The sequence below is a fragment of the Bradyrhizobium sp. 191 genome, assembly GCF_023100985.1.
GTDB classification, from domain to species: domain Bacteria; phylum Pseudomonadota; class Alphaproteobacteria; order Rhizobiales; family Xanthobacteraceae; genus Bradyrhizobium; species Bradyrhizobium diversitatis.
Map to the genome: position 1 here is coordinate 6,140,859 of NZ_CP064692.1, position 18,749 is coordinate 6,159,607.

The following is an 18,749-nucleotide window of genomic DNA, read 5'->3' on the forward strand; positions in this document are numbered from 1 at the left end:
CAAGATCGCATGACCATCGAAGTCGTCGCCCTGTTCGGGATCCTGTTTGCGCTGCTGGCCTGCGGCGTCTGGATCGGCCTGACGCTTGCGCTCACTGCGACGCTGCTGCTCGCGATGTTCCGCTCGATCCCGCTCGACAAGCTGCTGCCCCAATACGCCTGGAACATCCTGACCACGCAGGAGCTGCTTGCGCTGCCGCTGTTCATCCTGATGGGCGAGTTGTTGTTTCGCACCCGCCTGTCGCGCTCCCTGTTCCAGGGACTGGCGCCTTGGGCCGGTTTGCTGCCCGGTCGCCTGCTGCATGTGAACGTGATCGGCTGCACCATCTTCGCGGCGATCTCGGGCTCGTCGGCCGCGACCACGCAGGTGATCGGCCGCATGTCGCTCAACGAACTCCTGCGCCGCGGCTATTCCCGCGACATCGCGATCGGCTCGCTCGCCGGCGCCGGCACGCTCGGGTTCCTGCTCCCGCCGTCCAACATCATGATCATCTATGGCGTGCTCGGCGACGTCTCGATCCTGAAGCTGTTCACGGCTGGCGTGTTGCCGGGATTCCTGCTGGCCGCCACCTTCATGGCCTGGGTGATGCTGCATACGAGCCTCAATCCGGGCATGGTGCCGGAAACGGAAGCCAAGCTCTCGCAGGTGCCATGGAGCGAACGCCTCGCCGCTCTGAAGGACCTCGCCCCGGCGCTGTTCCTGATCGCCTGCGTGCTCGGCTCGATGTATGGCGGCCTCGCGACGCCGTCGGAAGCCGCCGCCGTCGGCGTGCTCGGCGCGGCCCTGGTTGCCTGGGCGCAAGGCGCGATGTCGCAGCAGGTCATGCGCGACGTGTTGATCGGCTCGGTCGTGACCTGCTCGATGATCGCGCTGATCGTGCTCGGCGCTTCGATCCTCGGCAATGCCGCAGCCTTCCTCGGCATCCCGCAGGCAGTGGCCGCCTTCGTCAAGGGGCTCGGCCTGTCGCCCTTCATGCTGATCGTGGTGCTGATCGTCTTCTATCTCGTCCTCGGCTGCTTTCTCGACGGCTTCTCGATGATCGTGATGACGCTGCCGATCGTGCTGCCCATCGTGAAGGGCGCCGGCTTCGACGAGGTCTGGTTCGGCGTCTTCCTCGTGCTCGCCGTCGAGATGGCGCAGATCACGCCGCCCGTCGGCTTCAACCTGTTCGTGATCCAGGGGCTGACCGACGACGGCCTCGGCTACATCGCCCGCGTGACGATGCCGTACCTCATGATCATGATCGGCTTCGTGCTGCTGCTGACGCTGTGGCCGGGCATCGTCACGATCCTGCCGAAAGTGCTTTACGGATAAGCCACTTCGCTCCGGGTTTGGCCGATCGAGGTCGAAACGGTCAGTGCCGCTGCCGTTTCAATTCGCTCCGTGCGTCAAAGTCGTCTTCTGCGCGCGTTCCGTGTTTGCACGCCCTGTGATCCGTCGTAAGCTGCAGCGGTAAGCAGAAGTACAACAGCAATCACACCAGTGAACGTGGCTCCTTCGGCGCTATCCGCCGAGAGAGAGGATATCTGTTGGCGACTCGGTCCGATGGAGGACGATCGACGCGTACTGAACTGCAAATGCCCCCTCGCGGCCGCGCTTACGAGACGCAATCAACAAACACAAGAGCGGGAGGAAGTGCAAATGAGAAAGCAGTGGCTCAGCTCGGCCTTGCCTGTCGTCGTCGTTGCGACACTTGCAGCGTCGGCGGCGTCGGCCCAAGCCGTGGATACGGCCCGCATCGAGGCCGCCGGCCAGAACGATTGGCTCACCTATCACGGCTCGTACAAGTCCCACCATTACAGCCCGATCGCGCAGATCAACACGAACAACATCGCCAATCTGGGCGTGGCCTGGATGCACATCCCGGGGCGATCGACGCGCGGTCTGCAGTCCATGCCACTCGTGGCTGACGGGGTGCTTTATTATTCGGGCTCTTACAGCCGGGTCTTTGCGCTGAATGGCGCGACCGGCGAGGTCATCTGGTCGTTCTTCCCGGAACTGGACGAGGCGCTGATCAGCCGGCAGACCCACTCTCCCTATAACCGCGGCGTAGCTCTCGGCGAAGGCAAGGTCTTCGTCGGCACGATGGATGGGCGTGTCTTCGGGCTGGATGCGAAGACGGGAAAGGTCCTCTGGGAGACCAAGCTGATCGACTCGCAGAAGCTCACGGTCGGCTTTACCGGCGCGCCGCTCTACGCGAAGGGAAGCGTGATCATCGGCGCGCAAGGTGGCGAATGGCCGGGCCGCGGCCCGATCTTCGCCCTCGATGCCACCACGGGAAAGAAGAAGTGGGAATTCCTGACGGTCGCGGGCACCGAAGAGGCCATGAAGACCTGGGGCAACGATTCCTGGCGCACCGGCGGTGGCGGTGGCTGGATGCCGGGCACCTACGATTCCGAAACCAACACCATCCTGTGGGGCACCGCGAACCCTGCGCCGCTCTACGACTGGTCGGGCGCCGACTACAAGACGCAAGGTGCGCGTCCCGGCGACAATCTCTATACGAGTTCGGTGATCGGCCTCGATATCGATACCGGCAAGCTGAAATTCTATCATCAGGAGCTGCCGCACGACGCCTGGGACTTTGACAGCTCCGTCGGCGAGTTCGTGATGCTCGAGCGCGACGGTCAGAAATACGTGGTTCATCCGAACAAGGGCGGCTTCGTCTTCGTCTACGACCGCAATCTCAAGGTGAAGAACGTCTGGCGGCTGGTCGAGAACATCAACTTCGTCAAGGATATCGATCCCAAGACCGGCGCGCTGATCGGCCGCCGCGATTTCTCGGTCGGGAAAGTCACTGAACCGCCTCTGTGTCCGTTCATCGGCGGCGGCATCAGCTGGAACGCCGGCTCGTACAGTCCGAAGACCGGCCTCTACTACAAGATCGGCCAGGAATGGTGCATGACGCTGGACATCCAGAAGACGACACCGGTCACGACGCCGCAGGTCCAGCTCAACATCGGCGCCGATTTCAAGATGACGCCTCCTCCTGGCGGCGAGATCTATGGCCATCTCGACGCGCGCGATCCCATAACGGGAGCGAAGAAATGGGAGGTCCGCTATCCCGAGCCGCCGCTTGGCAGCGTGCTGTCGACGGCGGGCAATCTGGTTTTCGTGCCGGACTCCCGTGGTGTCCTTCACGCCTATGATGCCGAAACCGGAGCCGAGCTGTGGAAGCACAACAACGGCACCGGTCACCAGGGCGGCATCGTCAGCTACTCCGTCGGCGGCAAGCAATATATCGCCGTGACGGCAGGCTTCGGCGGAATGTTGGCTGACGAGTATGCGCCGAACTTCGGCGGCGTCTACAAGAGCATGCCGCGTGACGACGGTGCGCTCGTCGTCTTCAGCCTGAAATAGTTGCCGCAAACGATCTGCAGGAGCGGGTGCAAGCCCGCTCCTTGCCGTGAACAACGGCCACCTGCTTCAGGAATGGAGTGGACGCGTTGAAGCTGCATTTGAGAACAGTTCCGGTGGGCGCCTCGTTGCTGTGCGCTGCAATGGCTCAAGCACAATCCGCGGCGCCTGCGCCCGAGAATGCGCCGTTCGAGGTCGAGCAGGTGTTCGCGGGGACTTGCGGGTTTTGTCACTCCGACGGCGGCCGGGCTGCCGGCAAGGGGCCGCAACTGATGAATTCGCCGCGCGACGACGACTTCATTCGCAGTCGCATCAAGCTCGGCAAGCAAGGCGCGATGCCGGCATTCGATGGCGCTTTCACCGACGCGCAGATCGACCTGATCGTCAAATACATCCGCGCCTTGAAACCACGCGAAGGCTGAACCAGACCGCGATGCGTCCAGATGAGGGTGTGCAATGAAGGCGATTGTACCGGTCATCGTCGCTGCCGCCATCGGGCTGCCGGGCCCGGCGCAGGCGCGAACCCTGGACGCGATCCGTGAGAGCGGCGTGATCGGGCTGTGCGCGCATCCCAACTCGCTTCCCTTTGCCCGCAAGACCGGCGAGCCGCCCGGCTTTCAGGTCGAGCTGGGACAGTTGATGGCCCGCGAGCTCGGTGTGGCGCTGAGGCTCGACTGGATCATCACGCAGTACCAGATGCGCAGCGCCGGCTGTGACATCCTTCTGGACGTCATCGCCGACCGCGAGGCACAAGGCGAAACACGTTTGAGGATTTCGAAACCGTATTATCGCACGGGCGTCGCGCTCGCGGTGCCGTCATCCAGCCCGCTCACCTCGTTCAAGAGTCTCAACGAAAAGACCAAGGTGGGAGTGCAGGTCGGATCGATCGCCGCCATGATCATCGGCCAACGGCGCGTGCCCCTGTCGACGTTCGGCTTCGAGAGCGACAGCCTGGAGGCCGTGTCGAACCGTGAGATCGATGCCGCCGCGGTGACGCCCACTGCGGCCGGCTATTTCAATCTGACGCATCCGGACAATCCGCTCCGGATCCTGGATCGTGATGAGAGCATCGCCGATCTCAACTGGAATGTCGCCATCGGCATGATCCGCCCGGACGATGCGTTGCGCGAGGCCATCGACCGGGCCCTGGACCGGCTGCGAAGCGACGGCACGATCGATCGGATATATGGCCGCTATGGGATCGTGCTGCAGGCGCCGAAATAGTCGACCCGCACTCCGGAACGGCTTTCGTTGAATCGATTGCCGCGGCTCGTTCACCTCTCCCGCTTGCGGGAGAGGGAGCGCACCTCCTTCGTTGCAGCGATCAAGCCTCATGTCATCGTGTTTTACGCCGCGGCCTTCTTCCGCGCGAGCTCGGCCTTGTACAACTCGAACTCCTCCGCGATCGCCCTGGCGATCGACGGGCGCTGGCGCAGGCGTTCGTAATAGGCCTTCACGTTGGGCCATTTCGCAAGCTCGATCGGCGGCGTCGCCATGGTCCAGTTGATGACCGTGACGAGATAGGCATCCGCCACGCTGAAATGGTCGAGCAGGAAGTCGCGGCCCTTCAGATGGTTGTCGAGATAGTCGAGCCGCGACAAGTTCTTCTCCAGCGCATAGGCCTTCGTCTCCTGCGGCGCCTTGCGGTCGAGCAAGGGGAGGAAGAGACCCTTGTGCAGCTCGGTGCCGATGAAGCACAGCCATTGATGCAAGCGCGTGCGGTCGATGCCCTGCGCGGCGCCGAGGTCGGATTGCGGGAAACGGTCCGCGACATATTGTAGGATCGCGGCGTTCTCGGTCAGCACCACGCCTTCGTCGGTACGCAGCGTCGGCACCAGGCCGATCGGATTGATGGCGCGGAAGTCGGAGCCGTCGCTCAGCACTGTCTTGGTCGGCGGATCGACTTCGAGATAGTTCGCCTCGGCGCCGGCTTCATACAGCGCAACGCGCGTCGCCATGGAGCAGGCGAGCGGCGAGAAATAGAGATCCATCTGTAGCCTCCTTGGGCAATTCTTTGGACGTTTCGCTCAACCTGGACAGATTGATTTTTGTACTGTCTTGCATAATATGGCTGCGGTCAAGGATTAATTTGCGAAATGGTACAAAAATCGAAGCTGCCAATTGCTGCCGGTCAGCCCAAGCGCCGCGGCCGTCCGCGCGCCTACGAGCCCGATGTCGCGCTCGGCAAGGCGCTCGACCTGTTCCGCAGGCAGGGCTTTGCCGCGACCTCGCTCGACGATCTCAGCGAGGCCACCGGCATGAATCGACCGAGCCTCTACGGCGCCTTCGGCGACAAGCGCGAGCTCTACATCAAGAGCTACCAGCGCTACCGCGAGGAAGCGCGGGCCTCCATGGCCGCGATCTTTCGCGAGGAAATGCCGCTGCGCCAACGCCTGGAGCGAATCTTCGCCTCCGCGCTGAACATCTATCTCTCCGGCGAGGCCGGCCCGCGTGGCTGTTTCACGGTGGTGACGGCGGCGTCTGAGGCGGTGAGCGATCCCGAGATCCGCGCCATGGTGCTCGACGGACTCACCGAGCTCGACAAGGCTTTTGCCGGTTGCTTCCGCCGTGCCAGGGAGAAGGGCGAGTTGCCGGAGAGCGCCGATCCGGCCGTGCTGGCGCAGATCGCATCAGCGACCGTGCACTCCATCGCCGTCCGTTCGCGCGCCCGCGTTCCGCGCAAGGAGCTGGAGGCGATCGTGAAGGGCGCGATCGATATGATGGTGGGCGCGAAAGCGTAGGCTGCCGTCGCGGGCAGGCGGAGACACCGAGCCTGAAGCGCCAGCGCTGGCAAAATCCAGGGGCTTAGTAGCCCCTTGCCCGATCCACCACATTCTCCAGCGCTCCGCCGGCCTCGAACCGTCCGATCTGCTCGGCGACATAGGCCGAGATCGCGTCCGCGTCGGTGTCGGCCGCGTTGTGCGGCGTCAACACCACCTTGGGGTGGGTCCAGAAGCGGCTGTCCGCCGGCTGCGGCTCCTGCACGAAGACGTCGAGCGAGGCGGCGCCCAGCGTGCCGTCGTCGAGGCAGGCCAGGATGTCGGCTTCATTCTGAAGGCCGCCGCGGCCGGCATTGATCAGCACGGGCGCGCCCAGCGGGCTGTTGCGGTTGAGCTTCGCGAAGACGTCGCGGTTGAGGACGCCGTGCGTGTCCGGCGTCAGCGGCAACAATGACACCAGAATGTCCGTCTTGCGCAGGAACGCGTCCATGCCTGCAGTGCCATGGAAGCATTCGACGCCCTCGATCGTCCGCGGGCTGCGACTCCAGCCGGCGACACGGAAGCCGAGCCGCCGCAGCACATTGGCCGCATCGGCTCCCAGCGTGCCCAACCCCATGACGCCGACGGTGATCGCGCTCGCTGGCCATTGATATTTCGGCTCCCAGCGTTTCTCGCGCTGCGATCGCCTGAGGTAAAGCTCCTGGCGGTGGTGCATCAGCACGTGCAGCACGACATATTCGGTCATGCGATTGGTGAGATCGGGCACGGCGACGCGCACCAGCGGCACATCGGGCAGGCTCCTGTCCGCCATCAGCGCGTCGACGCCGGCGCCGAGATTGAAGATCGCGCGGAGATTAGGGAACGCACCGAGATCGCCCGGCACCGGCTTCCACACCGCGGCATAGTGCACCTCCGCCGGGTCGAGCCCGGCATTCGGCAGCAGCACCACGCGACGGTCCCCGCAGACCGCTTTGAACCGGGCCTTCCAGCGCTCCGGCAGCCAGTTCTGCTGCGTGCTGTTGATCAGGACGGCCAGTGTGCCCAGGGTCATTCGAAGTGCCTCGTTGGTTCCGTTCGAGAAGGCCCTCCTTGGCACGATCCGCCGGATTTTTCTTGCAAATTTTTTCCGCAGCCGTGTCGGCGCGGGGCATATTGGCGCGTCTTCAGAACAGACGAGGAAAGTGTCGCCCATGCTCTACGCCATTCTTTGCTATCACGACGAGGATTTCGTCGGCTCCTGGAGCAAGGAGCAGGACGAGGCCGTGATGAAGAAGCTCGCCGTGGTGCAGGAGAAGCTCACCAGGCAGGGCCGGCTCGGACCGGTGGCGCGGCTGTTGCCGACGACCGCGGCGGCGACCCTGCGCAAGGAGGACCCGCCGCTGGTGCTCGACGGCCCCTATGCCGAGACCAAGGAGCAGCTGCTCGGCTTCTACATCGTCGACTGCAAGAATCTCGACGATGCGCTCGACGTCGCGCGCGAGCTGGGCTCTGCCAATCCGGGCGGCGCCTACGAGGTGCGTCCCGTGGGGGTGTTCCGGCCCGGAGGAAACCTGACGTGAGCGAGACCGACACCGCCTGGATCGAGACTGCGCTGACCTCGGCGCGACCCCAGGCGGTGGGCGCGCTGCTGCGCTATTTCCGCGATCTCGATACGGCCGAGGAGGCTTTTCAGAACGCCTGCCTGCGCGCCCTCAAGTCATGGCCGCAGAACGGACCGCCGCGCGATCCCGCAGCCTGGCTGATCATGGTCGGCCGCAACGCCGCGATCGACGAGGTGCGCCGCGCCCGCAAGCAGCAGCCGCTGCCGGAGGACGATCAGGCCATCTCCGATCTCGATGATGCCGAGGGGGCGGTGGCCGAGCGGCTCGACGGCTCGCACTATCGCGACGACATTTTGCGGCTGATGTTCATCTGCTGCCATCCAGGGCTGCCGGCGACGCAGCAGATCGCGCTGGCGTTGCGCATCGTCTCAGGCCTCACCGTGAAGCAGATCGCACGCGCCTTCCTGGTCTCGGAAGCCGCGATGGAGCAGCGCATCACGCGGGCCAAGGCAAAGGTCGCCGAGGCCGGGACGCCGTTCGAGGCGCCCGGCGCGGTCGAGCGTTCCGAGCGGCTCGCCGGCGTCGCCGCCATGATCTATCTGATCTTCAACGAAGGCTATTCGGCGAGTGGAGACACTGCGGAGATCAGGAAGCCGCTGTGCGAAGAGGCGATCCGGTTGGCGCGGCTGCTGCTGCGGCTATTTCCGAGCGAGCCGGAGATCATGGGCCTGACGGCGCTGATCCTGTTGCAGCACGCCCGCAGCGCCGCGCGCTTTGCCGCGGACGGATCGCTGATCCTGTTGGACGATCAGGATCGTTCGCTGTGGAACGGCACCATGATCGCGGAAGGCCTCGCGCTGATCGACAAGGCGATGCGTCACCACCGCAGCGGTCCCTATCAGATCCAGGCCGCGATCGCCGCGCTGCATGCGCGCGCAGCGACGCCGGAGGAGACCGACTGGACGCAGATCGATCTGCTCTATGGCGCTCTGGAAGTGGTGCAGCCGTCACCGGTGGTGACGCTTAACCGCGCGGTCGCGGTCTCCAAGGTGCGCGGGCCAGAGGCCGGGCTCGATCTGATCGAGCCACTGGCGCCGAAGCTTGCCAACTATTTCCATTTCTACGGCGTGCGCGGAGCCTTCCTGATGCAGCTCGGCCGCAACGACGAAGCCCGCGTCGCCTTCGATCGCGCCATTGCGCTCGCAAACACCTCGGCCGAAGCCGCTCACATCCGCATGCATCTCGATCGCCTGATCCGGGACAGCCAGCCGAAGCAAGCCAACGGCGGCGCCAGGCAGGGTGCGAAGGCGAGGTAGGCCCGCCTGCTTCCACGTCGTCATGCCCGGGCTTGTCCCGGGCATCCACGGTCTTTCCCTTCGCGCCAAGAACGTGGATGGCCGGGACAAGCCCGGCCATGACGTGGGCGGGCAGTGCGCCAAAGAATTTCTGTCCCATTGTCGGCCGGGGCCTCTCGCGTTCGTCCTAGGCTCCGTATCCCGGAGAGCCATTCATGCTGAAAGCCATTGTCGTCATCGCTATCGTGCTCGCCGTCGGCATAGCCGCGGTCCTGGTCTTCGCATTGACAAAGCCCGACACGTTCCGCGTCGAGCGCAGTCTCGCCGTGAAAGCCCCGGCCGATGCGATCTATCCGCTGGTCGCCGATTTTCACCGCTGGACCGGTTGGTCACCCTATGAGACCCGCGATCCCGCCATGAAGCGGACGTTCGGCAGAACCGCGGCGGGAAAGGGTGCCACCTATGCCTGGGACGGCAACAACAATGTCGGTGCCGGCCACATGGAGATCCTGGAGGCGAACGGGCCCTCCAGGCTCCGCATCAAGCTCGATTTCGAACGGCCATTCGAAGGGCACAACACCGCCGAATTCACCTTTGTGCCGCAAGGCGATGCCACTCTGGTCACGTGGGCGATGTACGGTCCGGCCCCGTTCCTGTCCAAGGTCATGCAGGTGTTCGTCAACATGGACAGCATGATCGGCAAGGATTTCGAGGCAGGTCTCGCCGGCCTGAAGAAGCTCACCGAGAAGCAATAAATCTCACTGCAAGCGAAGAGGAGAGAAACGATGCTCAATCCCTATCTGTTCTATCAGGACACTTGCGAAGCGGCGTTCAACTATTACGCCAAGGTTCTCGGCGGCAGGATCGATGCGATGATGTGCTCATCGGATGCACCGCCGGAGGTGCCGGCCGCGCCTGGCCGCGAGAAGATGATCATGCATGCGCGGATGTCGCTGCCCGACGGCGGCGTGCTGATGGCCTCCGACGCGCCGGCCGAGCACTTTCACAAGCCGCAGGGCTTTTCGATCTCGCTCACAGTCAAGGATCCCGCAGACGGCGAGCGCAAGTTCAACGCGCTCGCCGACGGCGGCTCGGTCACCATGCCCTTCAGCAAGACGTTCTGGGCCAAGGGCTTTGGCATGTGCGTCGACAAGTTCGGCATTCCCTGGATGGTGAACTGCCCGGCGGAGGGGATGTGACGGGCACGGCCGCGCCCGCGATCCGTTGAGTTGCGATCCCCTCTCTCCAACGCTGCGGGAGAGGGGACACGCATGGACTCCTTACCTCACGCACCGATCGGCTGTTTGTTCTCTCACCGGATTGATCCGGTGACGTTCTCGCTCGGCGGCGACGGCTCCACGCAGCGAGGGCAGATCAGGAGCTTGCTGCCCAGCCGCCTGTCGTTCTCCGCCTGTATTTCATCATGGACCGCCCACCACGCCTGGGAATATGGCTGCAAGGTGCCGAGCACGCGTTCCCGCTCCTGATTGGGATCCGGCGCCGCGGGCGCGGGATTGGCCACGCGCCGCTTCGCCACATGAGGACGGTTCGGATCCTTGCCAAGACCATCCCACGCGATAGCGCGACGTTCCTGCGCAGGAGCGCCTGCGCAAGCAATCAGCGCTGTGCAAAAACTGAGCAAGATGAAGCTGTGTCGAATCATGCCGGGGCCTTTGCTGCGTATGCGACGCGCAATCCGCGTGAAACACTTCGCATCACGTCAGTTTAATGGAACTCAAAGCAAGCGGACCAGCCGGCATGGCCGAATACGAATCAGAATTTCATACTACCTTGCGCGCGGAGTGAGGCCACTTCGTGAAGCCGACTGCACCGCACAACAATTGGCGCAATATTGGGCTGTGATCTGCACAACAGAATCGCTAACTTTGCTTCATAAAACTTAAAAACTAGGGCGGGGCGACTTGGAAGGGAGCGACCGATGGCGGCGGCGCTACAGATTAACTTTGCTCTTTGGGGAATGGTCATTTGCGTGAGCATGAAGCTCGCGCCAGTGGTCCAGACTTTGTTCTAGGGTCTGTTTGGATTCATCTTGAGTTTGTCACGGCGGCGGTCAGATTGATCATTGCTTCGAAGCTCAAATCGGTTTTGTCGGCGCGCATGGCGATCCGCTTGAATTCCTTGAGCTTGCAGAAGAAATTTTCGATCAGATGCCGCCATTTGTACATTTCCTTGTCGATGGCGAGAGGCTTGGCGCGACGTGGGTGCTGGGAAATGACCACCTTGGCGCCGCGCTTGTCGAGGTCGGCGATGATGGCATTGCTGTCGAACGCCTTGTCTGCGATCAGCGCATCGAAGGCCAGCCCTTCGATAAGCGGCGAGACGCCGACCGTGTCGAAGCGCTGGCCGGGCAGCAGCACGAAACGCACGAGATTACCGAGCGCGTCGGTAAGTGCCAGGATTTTGGTGGTCATACCGCCTTTCGAGCGGCCGATGGCTTGGTTTTGCGTCCCCCTTTTGCGCCCTGTCCGTGGCGGTGGACTTTGACGATGGTGGCATCGACCATGACGTATTCCATGTCCGGCTCGTCCGAGACCGCATCGAACAGACGCTTCCAGACACCTGCCTTCGCCCAGTCGCGGAAACGCGTGTATACGGTTATCCAGTTGCCGAAGGCGCGCGGCAGATCGCGCCATGGGCTGCCTGTCCGGGCGATCCACAAGACTGCTTCGACAAATAGCCGGTTGTTCTTGCCGCTCCGGCCGGGATCAGCCGGCTTGCCAAGACAATGTGGTTCCATCTTCGCCCATTGGGCGTCAGTCAAAACGAATCGGTTCATCCCAAGCTTGAATCACAGCCAAGCCCAAATGAGAATCCTGAATCCAAACAGGCCCTAGAGCATGATCCGGAAAAGTGCGCAGCGGTTTTCCGAAAAGACCATGCTTAAACAACAATCTAAAGCGCGACAACGATTCATCCTAATCGCATCGCGCTTTAGATCGCGAGTTCTTTGACGACATCGTGCCGCGGCTTTCGACGATGGTCAGTGCCGGTCGCGGGTGATCTCGAGACTATGAACGACGACTTCGTCACCGACATCGCGGATAGATCGCGGCGAGGTCGCGCCCCTTCAACAGCAGCAGCCGTGAGCTCAGGCCGCCGCGGCGGCTGATCCAGTCGCGCACCGGGCCGGGATAGGCGGCAAGCACCGCGACCGATGCTTCCGGCTCGGCATAGAAGCGCCCGCGCCGGTCCACGGAGCGCGCGGCGTGGAAACCCAGCACCGCGCGCTTGGTGACGCAGATGCGCTCGCCCGGCACGATGCTCAGCACCAGCGTGCAGGCGGACAGGCAGGGACCGTCGATCACCACGCGTTCGCCGCTCTCGCGCACTTTCTCGAACAGATCGAGGAACGGCCCGACCTGTCCACCCGGCGACTGGATGATACGGATCTCGGCCGCCGCGGGCGTGACGCCGAGCAGCGCGGATGCAAGCATCAGGGCTCTGAGGAAGGCGATGCGTCGCATGAAGCTCTCCACCAACTCGCTTTCGTAGGGTGGGTTAGCCGACGGATGCGCGAAGCGCAGTCCGTTGGCGTAACCCACCATCTTTCTCGCCGAGTGAAAAGAGGTGGGTTACGCCCTGCGGCCGCGCTTCGCGCAGCCGCAGTGCCAACCCACTACAAGATCCTACCCGTTCCGTCGTTGCCCGCGCAGCGTTGGCAGGCCGATACCCGCTGCATCGAAGCCGCCATCAACGGCCAAAATTTGTCCGGTGATATAGCTCGCGCTCGCCGAGCACAGGAAATAGATTGCTTCCGCGAGCTCCTCTTCCAGGCCGTAGCGGTTGAGCGGAATGGCGTCGTGATAGTCGGCGCGGATTTCCTTGGTGTGAACCTGCTTCGCCATCGCTGTGTCGACCGGCCCCGGCGCGACCGCGTTGACACGGATGTTGAGGGAGGCGAGCTCGACCGCGAGCTGCTTGGTGAGGTGCGCAAGGCCCGCCTTGCTGGTGCCGTAGGCCGAGCGCAGCGTCGAGGCGCGCACCGCCGAGATCGAGGTGATGTTGACGATGGCGCCGCCGTGGCCCTCGCGCATCAAGGGCACGGCCGCCTTGGTGCAGAGGAACGGCCCGGTGAGGTTGACCTCGAGCACGCGGCGCCAGTCAGCGTCGGACGTCTCCATCAGCGGCGCGAACACCGCGATGCCGGCATTGTTGACGAGGGCATCTAGCCGGCCGAACCGGCTCTCGACCGCCGCTATCGCATCGCTCACGGCAGTTCCGTCCGAAACGTCGCAGGTCAGCGCCAGCGTCGCCTCGCTCTTGCCGATTTCGGCGACCGCTCGGCCGAGCAGTTCGCCCTCGATGTCGAGCAGCGCCACGCGCCAGCCCTCGGCCAGGAATTTCTTCGCGGTCGCAAGCCCGATGCCGCGTGCGGCTCCGGTGACGAGGGCGACTTTCTGCAGGGCTTGCGGCATTGGCTGATCTGTCCTGTGTCCGGGAGGGGCGCGCGAGCGCCGGCCCCTTTTACTTCGCTTTGGTTCCGGCACGAAAGGCCCGCGCCGTGCCTATCGAGCCCGATTGGGCCCTGAATGCCCCTGCCGCAGTCGCGCTTGCGCGCCTCCAAATAATTCCTGTCCCGCTGTCGGCACGGTAGAAGGTCGTTCGTCTTAGAGCGGGGTGCGGGCCAGCTGTTTCCGCCCGCGGGACAGATGGGAATGACTGAGAGCAGCGAGGAGGTTCCATGCGGTTCATGATGCTGATGATCCCGCTCGGCTACGAGGCGGCACCGCCGGACGTTCAACTCGATCCCGAGCGTGTCTCGGCGATGATGCGCTACAACGAGGCGCTGAAGGATGCCGGCGTGCTGATCACGCTCGACGGCCTGCATCCGCCATCGATGGGCGCGCGCGTCTCCTTTGCGACCGGCAAGCCCATGGTCACCGACGGCCCCTTCACTGAAGCCAAGGAAGTGCTGGGCGGTTACTGGATGATCGAGGTCGCCTCGCGCGAGGAGGCGATCGCCTGGGCGAAGAAGTGCCCGGCCTCGGCCAACGAAATCATCGAGATTCGGCAGGTGCAGGAGGTGACCGACTATTCGCCTGAAGTGCAGGAGGTCGTGGCCGGGTTTGGCGACCTCAAGAAGTAGACGACAGCCGCGACCGTATTCCGACCAACCAACCAAAGGAGATATCCATGAGCGCCGAACATACATTTCTCGCCGTCTATCTCGGCAGCACCACCGGTGCCAAGATGGCGGCTTGGCGCGCCCTGCCGGAGGCCGAACGGAAGGCTAGGGAGCAGGAGGGCATGGCTGCCTGGCACGGCTGGGTCGAGAAGCACAAGTCCGTCATCGTCGAGATCGGCGGCCCGCTCGGCAAGACCCGCAGGATCGACGTGAGCGGCGTCACGGAGGTCAGCAATGCGCTGACCGGTTTCACGGTGGTACGCGCCGCCTCGCAGGAGGAAGCTGCCAAACTGTTCGAGAACCATCCGCATTTTGCGATCTTTCCGGGCGAGGCGATCGAAGTGATGCCGGTGCTGCCGATTCCGCAGATGTAGCATCAATGGGTGGCCGTCGTTCCGGGGCGGTCCGCAGGACCGAACCCGGAATCTCGAGATTCCGGGTACGGCTCTATGAGCCGCCCCGGAATGACGGGGATGTACGAGTTAATCACACCCGATTCCCGCTAGTGACCTTCACGCCCGGCTCATGTAAAGGTCGTTCACATGAGCTGGCGCAAGGAGCACGGCCGCGCCGAGCGCGGCTATCACCACGGCAATCTGAAGGAAGCCTTGTTGCAGGCCGCTCTCGGGCTGATCGCCGAGAAGGGGGCGGCCGGCTTCACCTTCGCCGATGCCGCGCGCATGGCCGGCGTCAGCGCCGCGGCGCCTTATCGGCATTTCCGCGACCGCGACGAGCTGCTGTCCTCGATCGCCCAGCGCGGATTCGAGCAGTTCGAGGCGCGCCTGTCCGCGGCCTGGGATGACGGACGCCCCGATACGGTCACCGCGTTCGAGCGCGTCGGCAAGGCCTATCTCGCCTTCGCCCGCGAGGAGCCGGCCTTCTACAACGCGATGTTCGAATCGGGCGTGCCGGTCGATGCCAATGCCGCACTTCAGGCCGCCAGCGAACGAGCCTTCAACATCATCCGTGCTGCCGCCGAGCGTCTCGCCGCACTGACGCCGCCCGGCACGCCCCGCCCGCCGGCGATGATGATGGCACTGCACATCTGGTCGATGTCGCATGGCGTGGCCTCGCTGTTTTCCCGCGGCGATGCTGCGCGACGCAAGCTGCCGATGTCGCCGGACGAGCTGCTGGAGGCCGAAGTGCTGATCTATCTGCGCGGGCTCGGCTTCCCGATCGACCGCCGTCCGGCCACGAAGGGAGCCGAGCCGCCGCCAGTGCCGCCGGAGGCTTCCTCCGGTTCGGGCGTGCCGCCGGGCGGACCCTGGGGCAAGCCGAAATAAAGTTGCGCAAATAATTCCGCGCGCCTGTCAGGCGCTCGGCTTGACAAAATCGCGGGATGGTTTAGCTATGTAAATGTTATTTACATTCACAACGGCGCAGGTGCCGTGATGGAGATGGGAAATGGCCTACACCGCTGATGTCAATCGATGGCGCGGCCCTTCGGACCAATACCGACAGTACGAGCGTCCCCGCATGCTGGATACGCCCTGGCATCCCGGCTGGATTGCCGTAACCATCCTCGGCTTCATCATCTGGTGGCCGATCGGACTGGCCCTTCTCTTTTTCACACTCGGGAGCAGAAGAATGTCGTGTTGGAGCCACCAGGATCGCTGGCAGAACAAGATGGAGCGGATGCAGTACAGGATGGATCGCATGCGCGACCGCATGGAGCGCCGCGGCTTCGGCTTTGGCTTCGGCCCGCCGTCCTCCGGCAACCGCGCCTTCGACGAATATCGCACCGAGACGCTGCAGCGCCTCGAGGAAGAGCAGCGCGAGTTCAAGGATTTCCTGACCCGTCTGCGTCACGCCAAGGACAAGGAAGAGTTCGACCAGTTCATGGCGCAGCACAAGACGCGTCCGACCCCGCCGCCCACCGACCAGCAGCAGGGCTGACATCCAAGCCTGACGCCTCTCAAAGCCTTCAGGCGCATGCCCCCAAAGTCCTGATGGCCCCGAGCCGCCCGCCTGCGCAACCCGCAGGCGGGCGGTTTGGCTTCGGCGTGTTCGCGCTAGCGCGAGAGGCCGAATAGCTGCGCGAGAGGACGCGCATCCCGTGGGCACCGCTGGCGCCTTGATCCGGACCGCCTATATTCGCCGTCACAGATGCACGCGGATCGGAGGCGACAATGCCGGAAGCTGCGGTAGACGCGAGCGACGACCTCTGGCCGGCGATCCGCCGCGAGGCGCAGCGTGCGGCAGCTGCCGATCCCTTATTCGGCAAGACGCTGGCCGGCGCCATCCTTACCCATGACGATTTCGCCGCGGCTCTGGCCGACCTGATCGGGCGGCGGCTTGGCAGCCGCGCCGAACGCGCGCGCTTCACATCCTTTTCCCGCGACGCCTTTCACGACGAGCCGGACCTGATCGAAGCTGCTGGCAGGGACCTCGCGGCCATCGCGCGTCGCGACCCCGCTGTCACCGATCTGCTGCCACCATTGCTGCACTACAAGGGTTACATCGCGCTGCAAGCCTGGCGCGTCTCGAACTGGCTCTGGCGTCATGACCGTCGCGACGCGGCGCTGCTGTTTCAGAACGAGGCGTCGAACCTGCTCCAGGTCAGCATTCATCCGGCTGCCAGCATCGGATCTGCCGTCTATCTGGATCACGCCACCGGCATCGTGATCGGCGCCAACGTCGTCATCGGCGACGACGTCACCATCCTCCAGAACGTCAGCATCGGCCGCAGCAGCGAACTGCCGGCGCGCTCGCCGCGCATCGGCCGCGGCGTCTACATCGGCGCGGGCGCGAGCATTCTCGGCGACATCAGCATCGGCGATCTTGCAAAAATCGGCGCAGGCACTGTTGTGACCGGCGACGTGCCCGCCGGCTGCACGGCGGTCGGCAATCCGGCGCGACTGACCAACTGCCCCGAGACGGTCTCGGCCGCCTGACGCGCCCTCGCTGAGAGCATGCGTTCCCACGGCTCTCGCACGCTCGCTTTGACGCTTTCTCGGCGCCTGTTGACGTGAATCAAGCCGCGCGCATCGCGAACGCGATGTAGTTCGCCGGGCAGAGGCGAGGAGCACGACGATGGCGAACGCAAGGATTCTCGTGGTCTATTATTCCCGGACCGGCACGACGCGCAAAGTTGCTCAATCCCTGGCGGCTGCGCTGTCCTGTGACAGTGAGGAAATCACCGAGGCTGGTAGCCGCAAGGGGATATTCGGTTATCTGCGCTCGGCCATGGAAGCGCGACGGCAGATCCCATCGCGCATCGCCGCCACCGTCAGGGATCCATCTCGCTACGATCTCGTTGTAATCGGAACCCCGGTCTGGGCCTGGTCGCTGTCTTCGCCCGTCCGTGCCTACCTGCTCGCAAACAGCTCGAAACTGCCTGCGGTGGCGTTCTTCTGTACGCTTGGCGGGGCCGGCAGCGATCAGGTGTTCGGGCAGATGCGGGAGCTCGTCGGCAAGCAGCCCCTTGATTGTCTTTCCCTCACTGCGCGCGACGTGGCATCGGCGAACCACGCACCGCGGCTCGCCACGTTCGTCGAGGCCATACAGCGGGCCATTGGGAACGGGCGCAGCAGTGCAGCGACGAACGCGGCCTGAGCGGAGTTCGAAACCAGGTTCCGGGACCGCGGGTCTTGTCCTCGATCTCCCCGCCAGATGCCGCCGCCCCGGGGCCGCCGGGCCAAATCCTTGGTCCACCTCCCTTTCCGGCAGCCAAATTTGCTGCCGGTAACCGCGCATTAACCAACGCCGGGCTCTGGTAATTGCGGACAGTCGCGCCCAAAGCCGTGTCGAGGCCCATAGTTTTGACATCTTGGCGGGGAATGCAGGCGGCCGGCTTTGGACGAGCCCTGCACCCCAGAAAGAACAAGGCTTTGAGCGGACTTGCCGGCCGCGCCGGCTCTAGCGCGGCTGTTGGGGACACCGGCAGCGATTTGCTGGCCGAAGGACATTAGGTAACGATCGCCTTGAGAGGATACTGCTTATGAATCCGGCCGACGTGGCTCAGTCAGCCCTTCCGGTTGCCGCCTCCGCCGACGTGTCGCTGATTGCGCTGTTTTGGCAGGCTCACTGGATCGTGAAGGCGGTGATGCTGGGACTTCTGTCCTGCTCGGTCTGGGTCTGGGCGATCGCCATCGACAAGATCTTTCTTTACGCGCGCACCCGGCGCTCGATGGACCGGTTCGAGCAGGCGTTCTGGTCCGGCGAGTCGATCGAGGAACTCTATCGCACGCTCTCGGCCAAGCCGACGCATTCCATGGCGGCCTGCTTCGTGGCGGCGATGCGCGAGTGGAAGCGTTCTTTCGAAAGCCATGCGCGCTCGGTCGCGGGCCTGCAGATGCGCATCGACAAGGTCATGAACGTCTCGATCGCGCGCGAGGTTGAGCGCCTGGAACGGCGCCTGCTGGTGCTGGCGACCGTCGGCTCCGCCGGCCCCTTCGTCGGCCTGTTCGGCACGGTCTGGGGCATCATGTCGAGCTTCCAGTCGATCGCGGCGTCGAAAAATACCTCTCTGGCGGTTGTTGCCCCCGGTATCGCGGAAGCGCTGTTTGCGACCGCCGTCGGCCTTATCGCCGCCATTCCTGCCACTATTTTCTACAATAAGTTCACGTCCGAGGTGAACCGGCAGGCCCAGCGGCTGGAGGGCTTCGCTGATGAATTTTCCGCCATCCTGTCGCGTCAGATCGACGAGCGGGGCTGACGGACGGCATGTAAGGAGCGTTTTCGAGCGAAG

22 protein-coding genes are annotated in these 18,749 nt (G+C 63.9%); 16 read left to right on the plus strand and 6 right to left on the minus strand.

Annotation, left to right across the window (positions count from 1 at the left end):
• Window positions 1-9: 9 nt before the first annotated feature.
• The 4 genes from IVB23_RS28715 (at window position 10) to IVB23_RS28730 (ending at window position 4,581) form a co-directional block, all read left to right on the plus strand.
• Window positions 10-1,314, plus strand: a complete 1,305-nt coding sequence (locus IVB23_RS28715) for a TRAP transporter large permease subunit (RefSeq protein ID WP_247800892.1) — start codon at window positions 10-12, stop codon at window positions 1,312-1,314.
• Window positions 1,315-1,641: 327 nt separating this feature from the next.
• Window positions 1,642-3,360 carry a PQQ-binding-like beta-propeller repeat protein gene (locus IVB23_RS28720; RefSeq protein WP_247800893.1) on the plus strand — a complete coding sequence of 573 codons (1,719 nt, stop codon included), beginning with the start codon at window positions 1,642-1,644 and terminating at the stop codon, window positions 3,358-3,360.
• Between the two features lie 140 nt (window positions 3,361-3,500).
• Window positions 3,501-3,779, plus strand: coding sequence for a cytochrome c (locus IVB23_RS28725; protein WP_082822104.1), 279 nt, complete (start codon window positions 3,501-3,503; stop codon window positions 3,777-3,779).
• A gap of 34 nt (window positions 3,780-3,813) precedes the next feature.
• Window positions 3,814-4,581: a transporter substrate-binding domain-containing protein gene (locus IVB23_RS28730; RefSeq protein ID WP_061880872.1), complete on the plus strand. Its 768-nt coding sequence runs from the start codon at window positions 3,814-3,816 to the stop codon at window positions 4,579-4,581.
• A 122-nt stretch (window positions 4,582-4,703) separates the two neighbouring features.
• Here the strand turns inward: IVB23_RS28730 and IVB23_RS28735 are convergent, their stop codons facing one another.
• The gene (locus IVB23_RS28735) at window positions 4,704-5,348 is read right to left on the minus strand and encodes a glutathione binding-like protein (RefSeq protein ID WP_061880871.1); all 645 of its coding nucleotides are present in this window, start codon (window positions 5,346-5,348) and stop codon (window positions 4,704-4,706) included.
• A gap of 105 nt (window positions 5,349-5,453) precedes the next feature.
• On the opposite strand from IVB23_RS28735, the gene IVB23_RS28740 reads away from it, so the two are divergent.
• A complete protein-coding gene (locus IVB23_RS28740) occupies window positions 5,454-6,098 on the plus strand; it encodes a TetR/AcrR family transcriptional regulator (RefSeq protein WP_061880870.1) in 645 nt (214 codons plus the stop codon).
• Window positions 6,099-6,162: 64 nt separating this feature from the next.
• Here IVB23_RS28740 and IVB23_RS28745 read toward each other — a convergent pair whose 3' ends face one another.
• The gene (locus IVB23_RS28745) at window positions 6,163-7,128 is read right to left on the minus strand and encodes a glyoxylate/hydroxypyruvate reductase A (protein ID WP_061880869.1); all 966 of its coding nucleotides are present in this window, start codon (window positions 7,126-7,128) and stop codon (window positions 6,163-6,165) included.
• A 139-nt stretch (window positions 7,129-7,267) separates the two neighbouring features.
• On the opposite strand from IVB23_RS28745, the gene IVB23_RS28750 reads away from it, so the two are divergent.
• From IVB23_RS28750 to IVB23_RS28765, 4 genes are all read left to right on the plus strand, one after another.
• Window positions 7,268-7,636: a YciI family protein gene (locus tag IVB23_RS28750; RefSeq protein WP_131873874.1), complete on the plus strand. Its 369-nt coding sequence runs from the start codon at window positions 7,268-7,270 to the stop codon at window positions 7,634-7,636.
• Window positions 7,633-8,934, plus strand: a complete 1,302-nt coding sequence (locus tag IVB23_RS28755; RefSeq protein ID WP_247800894.1) for an RNA polymerase sigma factor — start codon at window positions 7,633-7,635, stop codon at window positions 8,932-8,934. The genes IVB23_RS28750 and IVB23_RS28755 overlap by 4 nt, the downstream gene beginning before the upstream one ends.
• 194 nt (window positions 8,935-9,128) lie before the next feature.
• Window positions 9,129-9,668, plus strand: coding sequence for an SRPBCC family protein (locus IVB23_RS28760; protein ID WP_247800895.1), 540 nt, complete (start codon window positions 9,129-9,131; stop codon window positions 9,666-9,668).
• 30 nt (window positions 9,669-9,698) lie between these two features.
• A complete protein-coding gene (locus tag IVB23_RS28765) occupies window positions 9,699-10,112 on the plus strand; it encodes a VOC family protein (RefSeq protein ID WP_247800896.1) in 414 nt (137 codons plus the stop codon).
• Window positions 10,113-10,225: 113 nt separating this feature from the next.
• Here the strand turns inward: IVB23_RS28765 and IVB23_RS28770 are convergent, their stop codons facing one another.
• From IVB23_RS28770 to IVB23_RS28785, 4 genes are all read right to left on the minus strand, one after another.
• Window positions 10,226-10,576: a hypothetical protein gene (locus IVB23_RS28770; protein WP_061880864.1), complete on the minus strand. Its 351-nt coding sequence runs from the start codon at window positions 10,574-10,576 to the stop codon at window positions 10,226-10,228.
• 382 nt (window positions 10,577-10,958) lie between these two features.
• Window positions 10,959-11,710, minus strand: a protein-coding gene (locus IVB23_RS28775; RefSeq protein ID WP_247800519.1) for an IS5 family transposase whose coding sequence is annotated in 2 segments (ribosomal slippage) — window positions 10,959-11,380 and window positions 11,380-11,710 — 753 coding nt in all. Because the reading frame shifts where the segments join, the coding sequence is not laid out codon by codon here.
• A gap of 250 nt (window positions 11,711-11,960) precedes the next feature.
• Window positions 11,961-12,398: a hypothetical protein gene (locus tag IVB23_RS28780; protein ID WP_061881225.1), complete on the minus strand. Its 438-nt coding sequence runs from the start codon at window positions 12,396-12,398 to the stop codon at window positions 11,961-11,963.
• A 162-nt stretch (window positions 12,399-12,560) separates the two neighbouring features.
• On the minus strand, window positions 12,561-13,349 hold the full coding sequence (locus tag IVB23_RS28785; protein WP_061880863.1) for an SDR family oxidoreductase: 789 nt from the start codon (window positions 13,347-13,349) through the stop codon (window positions 12,561-12,563).
• Window positions 13,350-13,615: 266 nt separating this feature from the next.
• Here IVB23_RS28785 and IVB23_RS28790 point away from each other — a divergent pair, with 266 nt between their 5' ends.
• From IVB23_RS28790 to tolQ, 7 genes are all read left to right on the plus strand, one after another.
• On the plus strand, window positions 13,616-14,020 hold the full coding sequence (locus IVB23_RS28790; RefSeq protein WP_197969553.1) for a YciI family protein: 405 nt from the start codon (window positions 13,616-13,618) through the stop codon (window positions 14,018-14,020).
• A gap of 47 nt (window positions 14,021-14,067) precedes the next feature.
• Entirely contained in the window at window positions 14,068-14,433 is a 366-nt protein-coding gene (locus tag IVB23_RS28795) for a YciI family protein (protein ID WP_061880861.1), read from the plus strand.
• Between the two features lie 168 nt (window positions 14,434-14,601).
• Window positions 14,602-15,342, plus strand: a complete 741-nt coding sequence (locus tag IVB23_RS28800) for a TetR/AcrR family transcriptional regulator (protein WP_061880860.1) — start codon at window positions 14,602-14,604, stop codon at window positions 15,340-15,342.
• Window positions 15,343-15,463: 121 nt separating this feature from the next.
• Window positions 15,464-15,955 (plus strand): DUF2852 domain-containing protein, encoded by a 492-nt coding sequence (locus tag IVB23_RS28805; protein ID WP_061880859.1) that lies wholly within the window; start codon window positions 15,464-15,466, stop codon window positions 15,953-15,955.
• A gap of 233 nt (window positions 15,956-16,188) precedes the next feature.
• On the plus strand, window positions 16,189-16,953 hold the full coding sequence (locus tag IVB23_RS28810) for a serine acetyltransferase (RefSeq protein WP_247800897.1): 765 nt from the start codon (window positions 16,189-16,191) through the stop codon (window positions 16,951-16,953).
• Between the two features lie 139 nt (window positions 16,954-17,092).
• Window positions 17,093-17,614, plus strand: coding sequence for a flavodoxin (locus IVB23_RS28815; RefSeq protein ID WP_247800898.1), 522 nt, complete (start codon window positions 17,093-17,095; stop codon window positions 17,612-17,614).
• A gap of 385 nt (window positions 17,615-17,999) precedes the next feature.
• Window positions 18,000-18,716 (plus strand): protein TolQ, encoded by a 717-nt coding sequence (tolQ, locus tag IVB23_RS28820; RefSeq protein ID WP_028180156.1) that lies wholly within the window; start codon window positions 18,000-18,002, stop codon window positions 18,714-18,716.
• Window positions 18,717-18,749 lie beyond the last annotated feature (33 nt).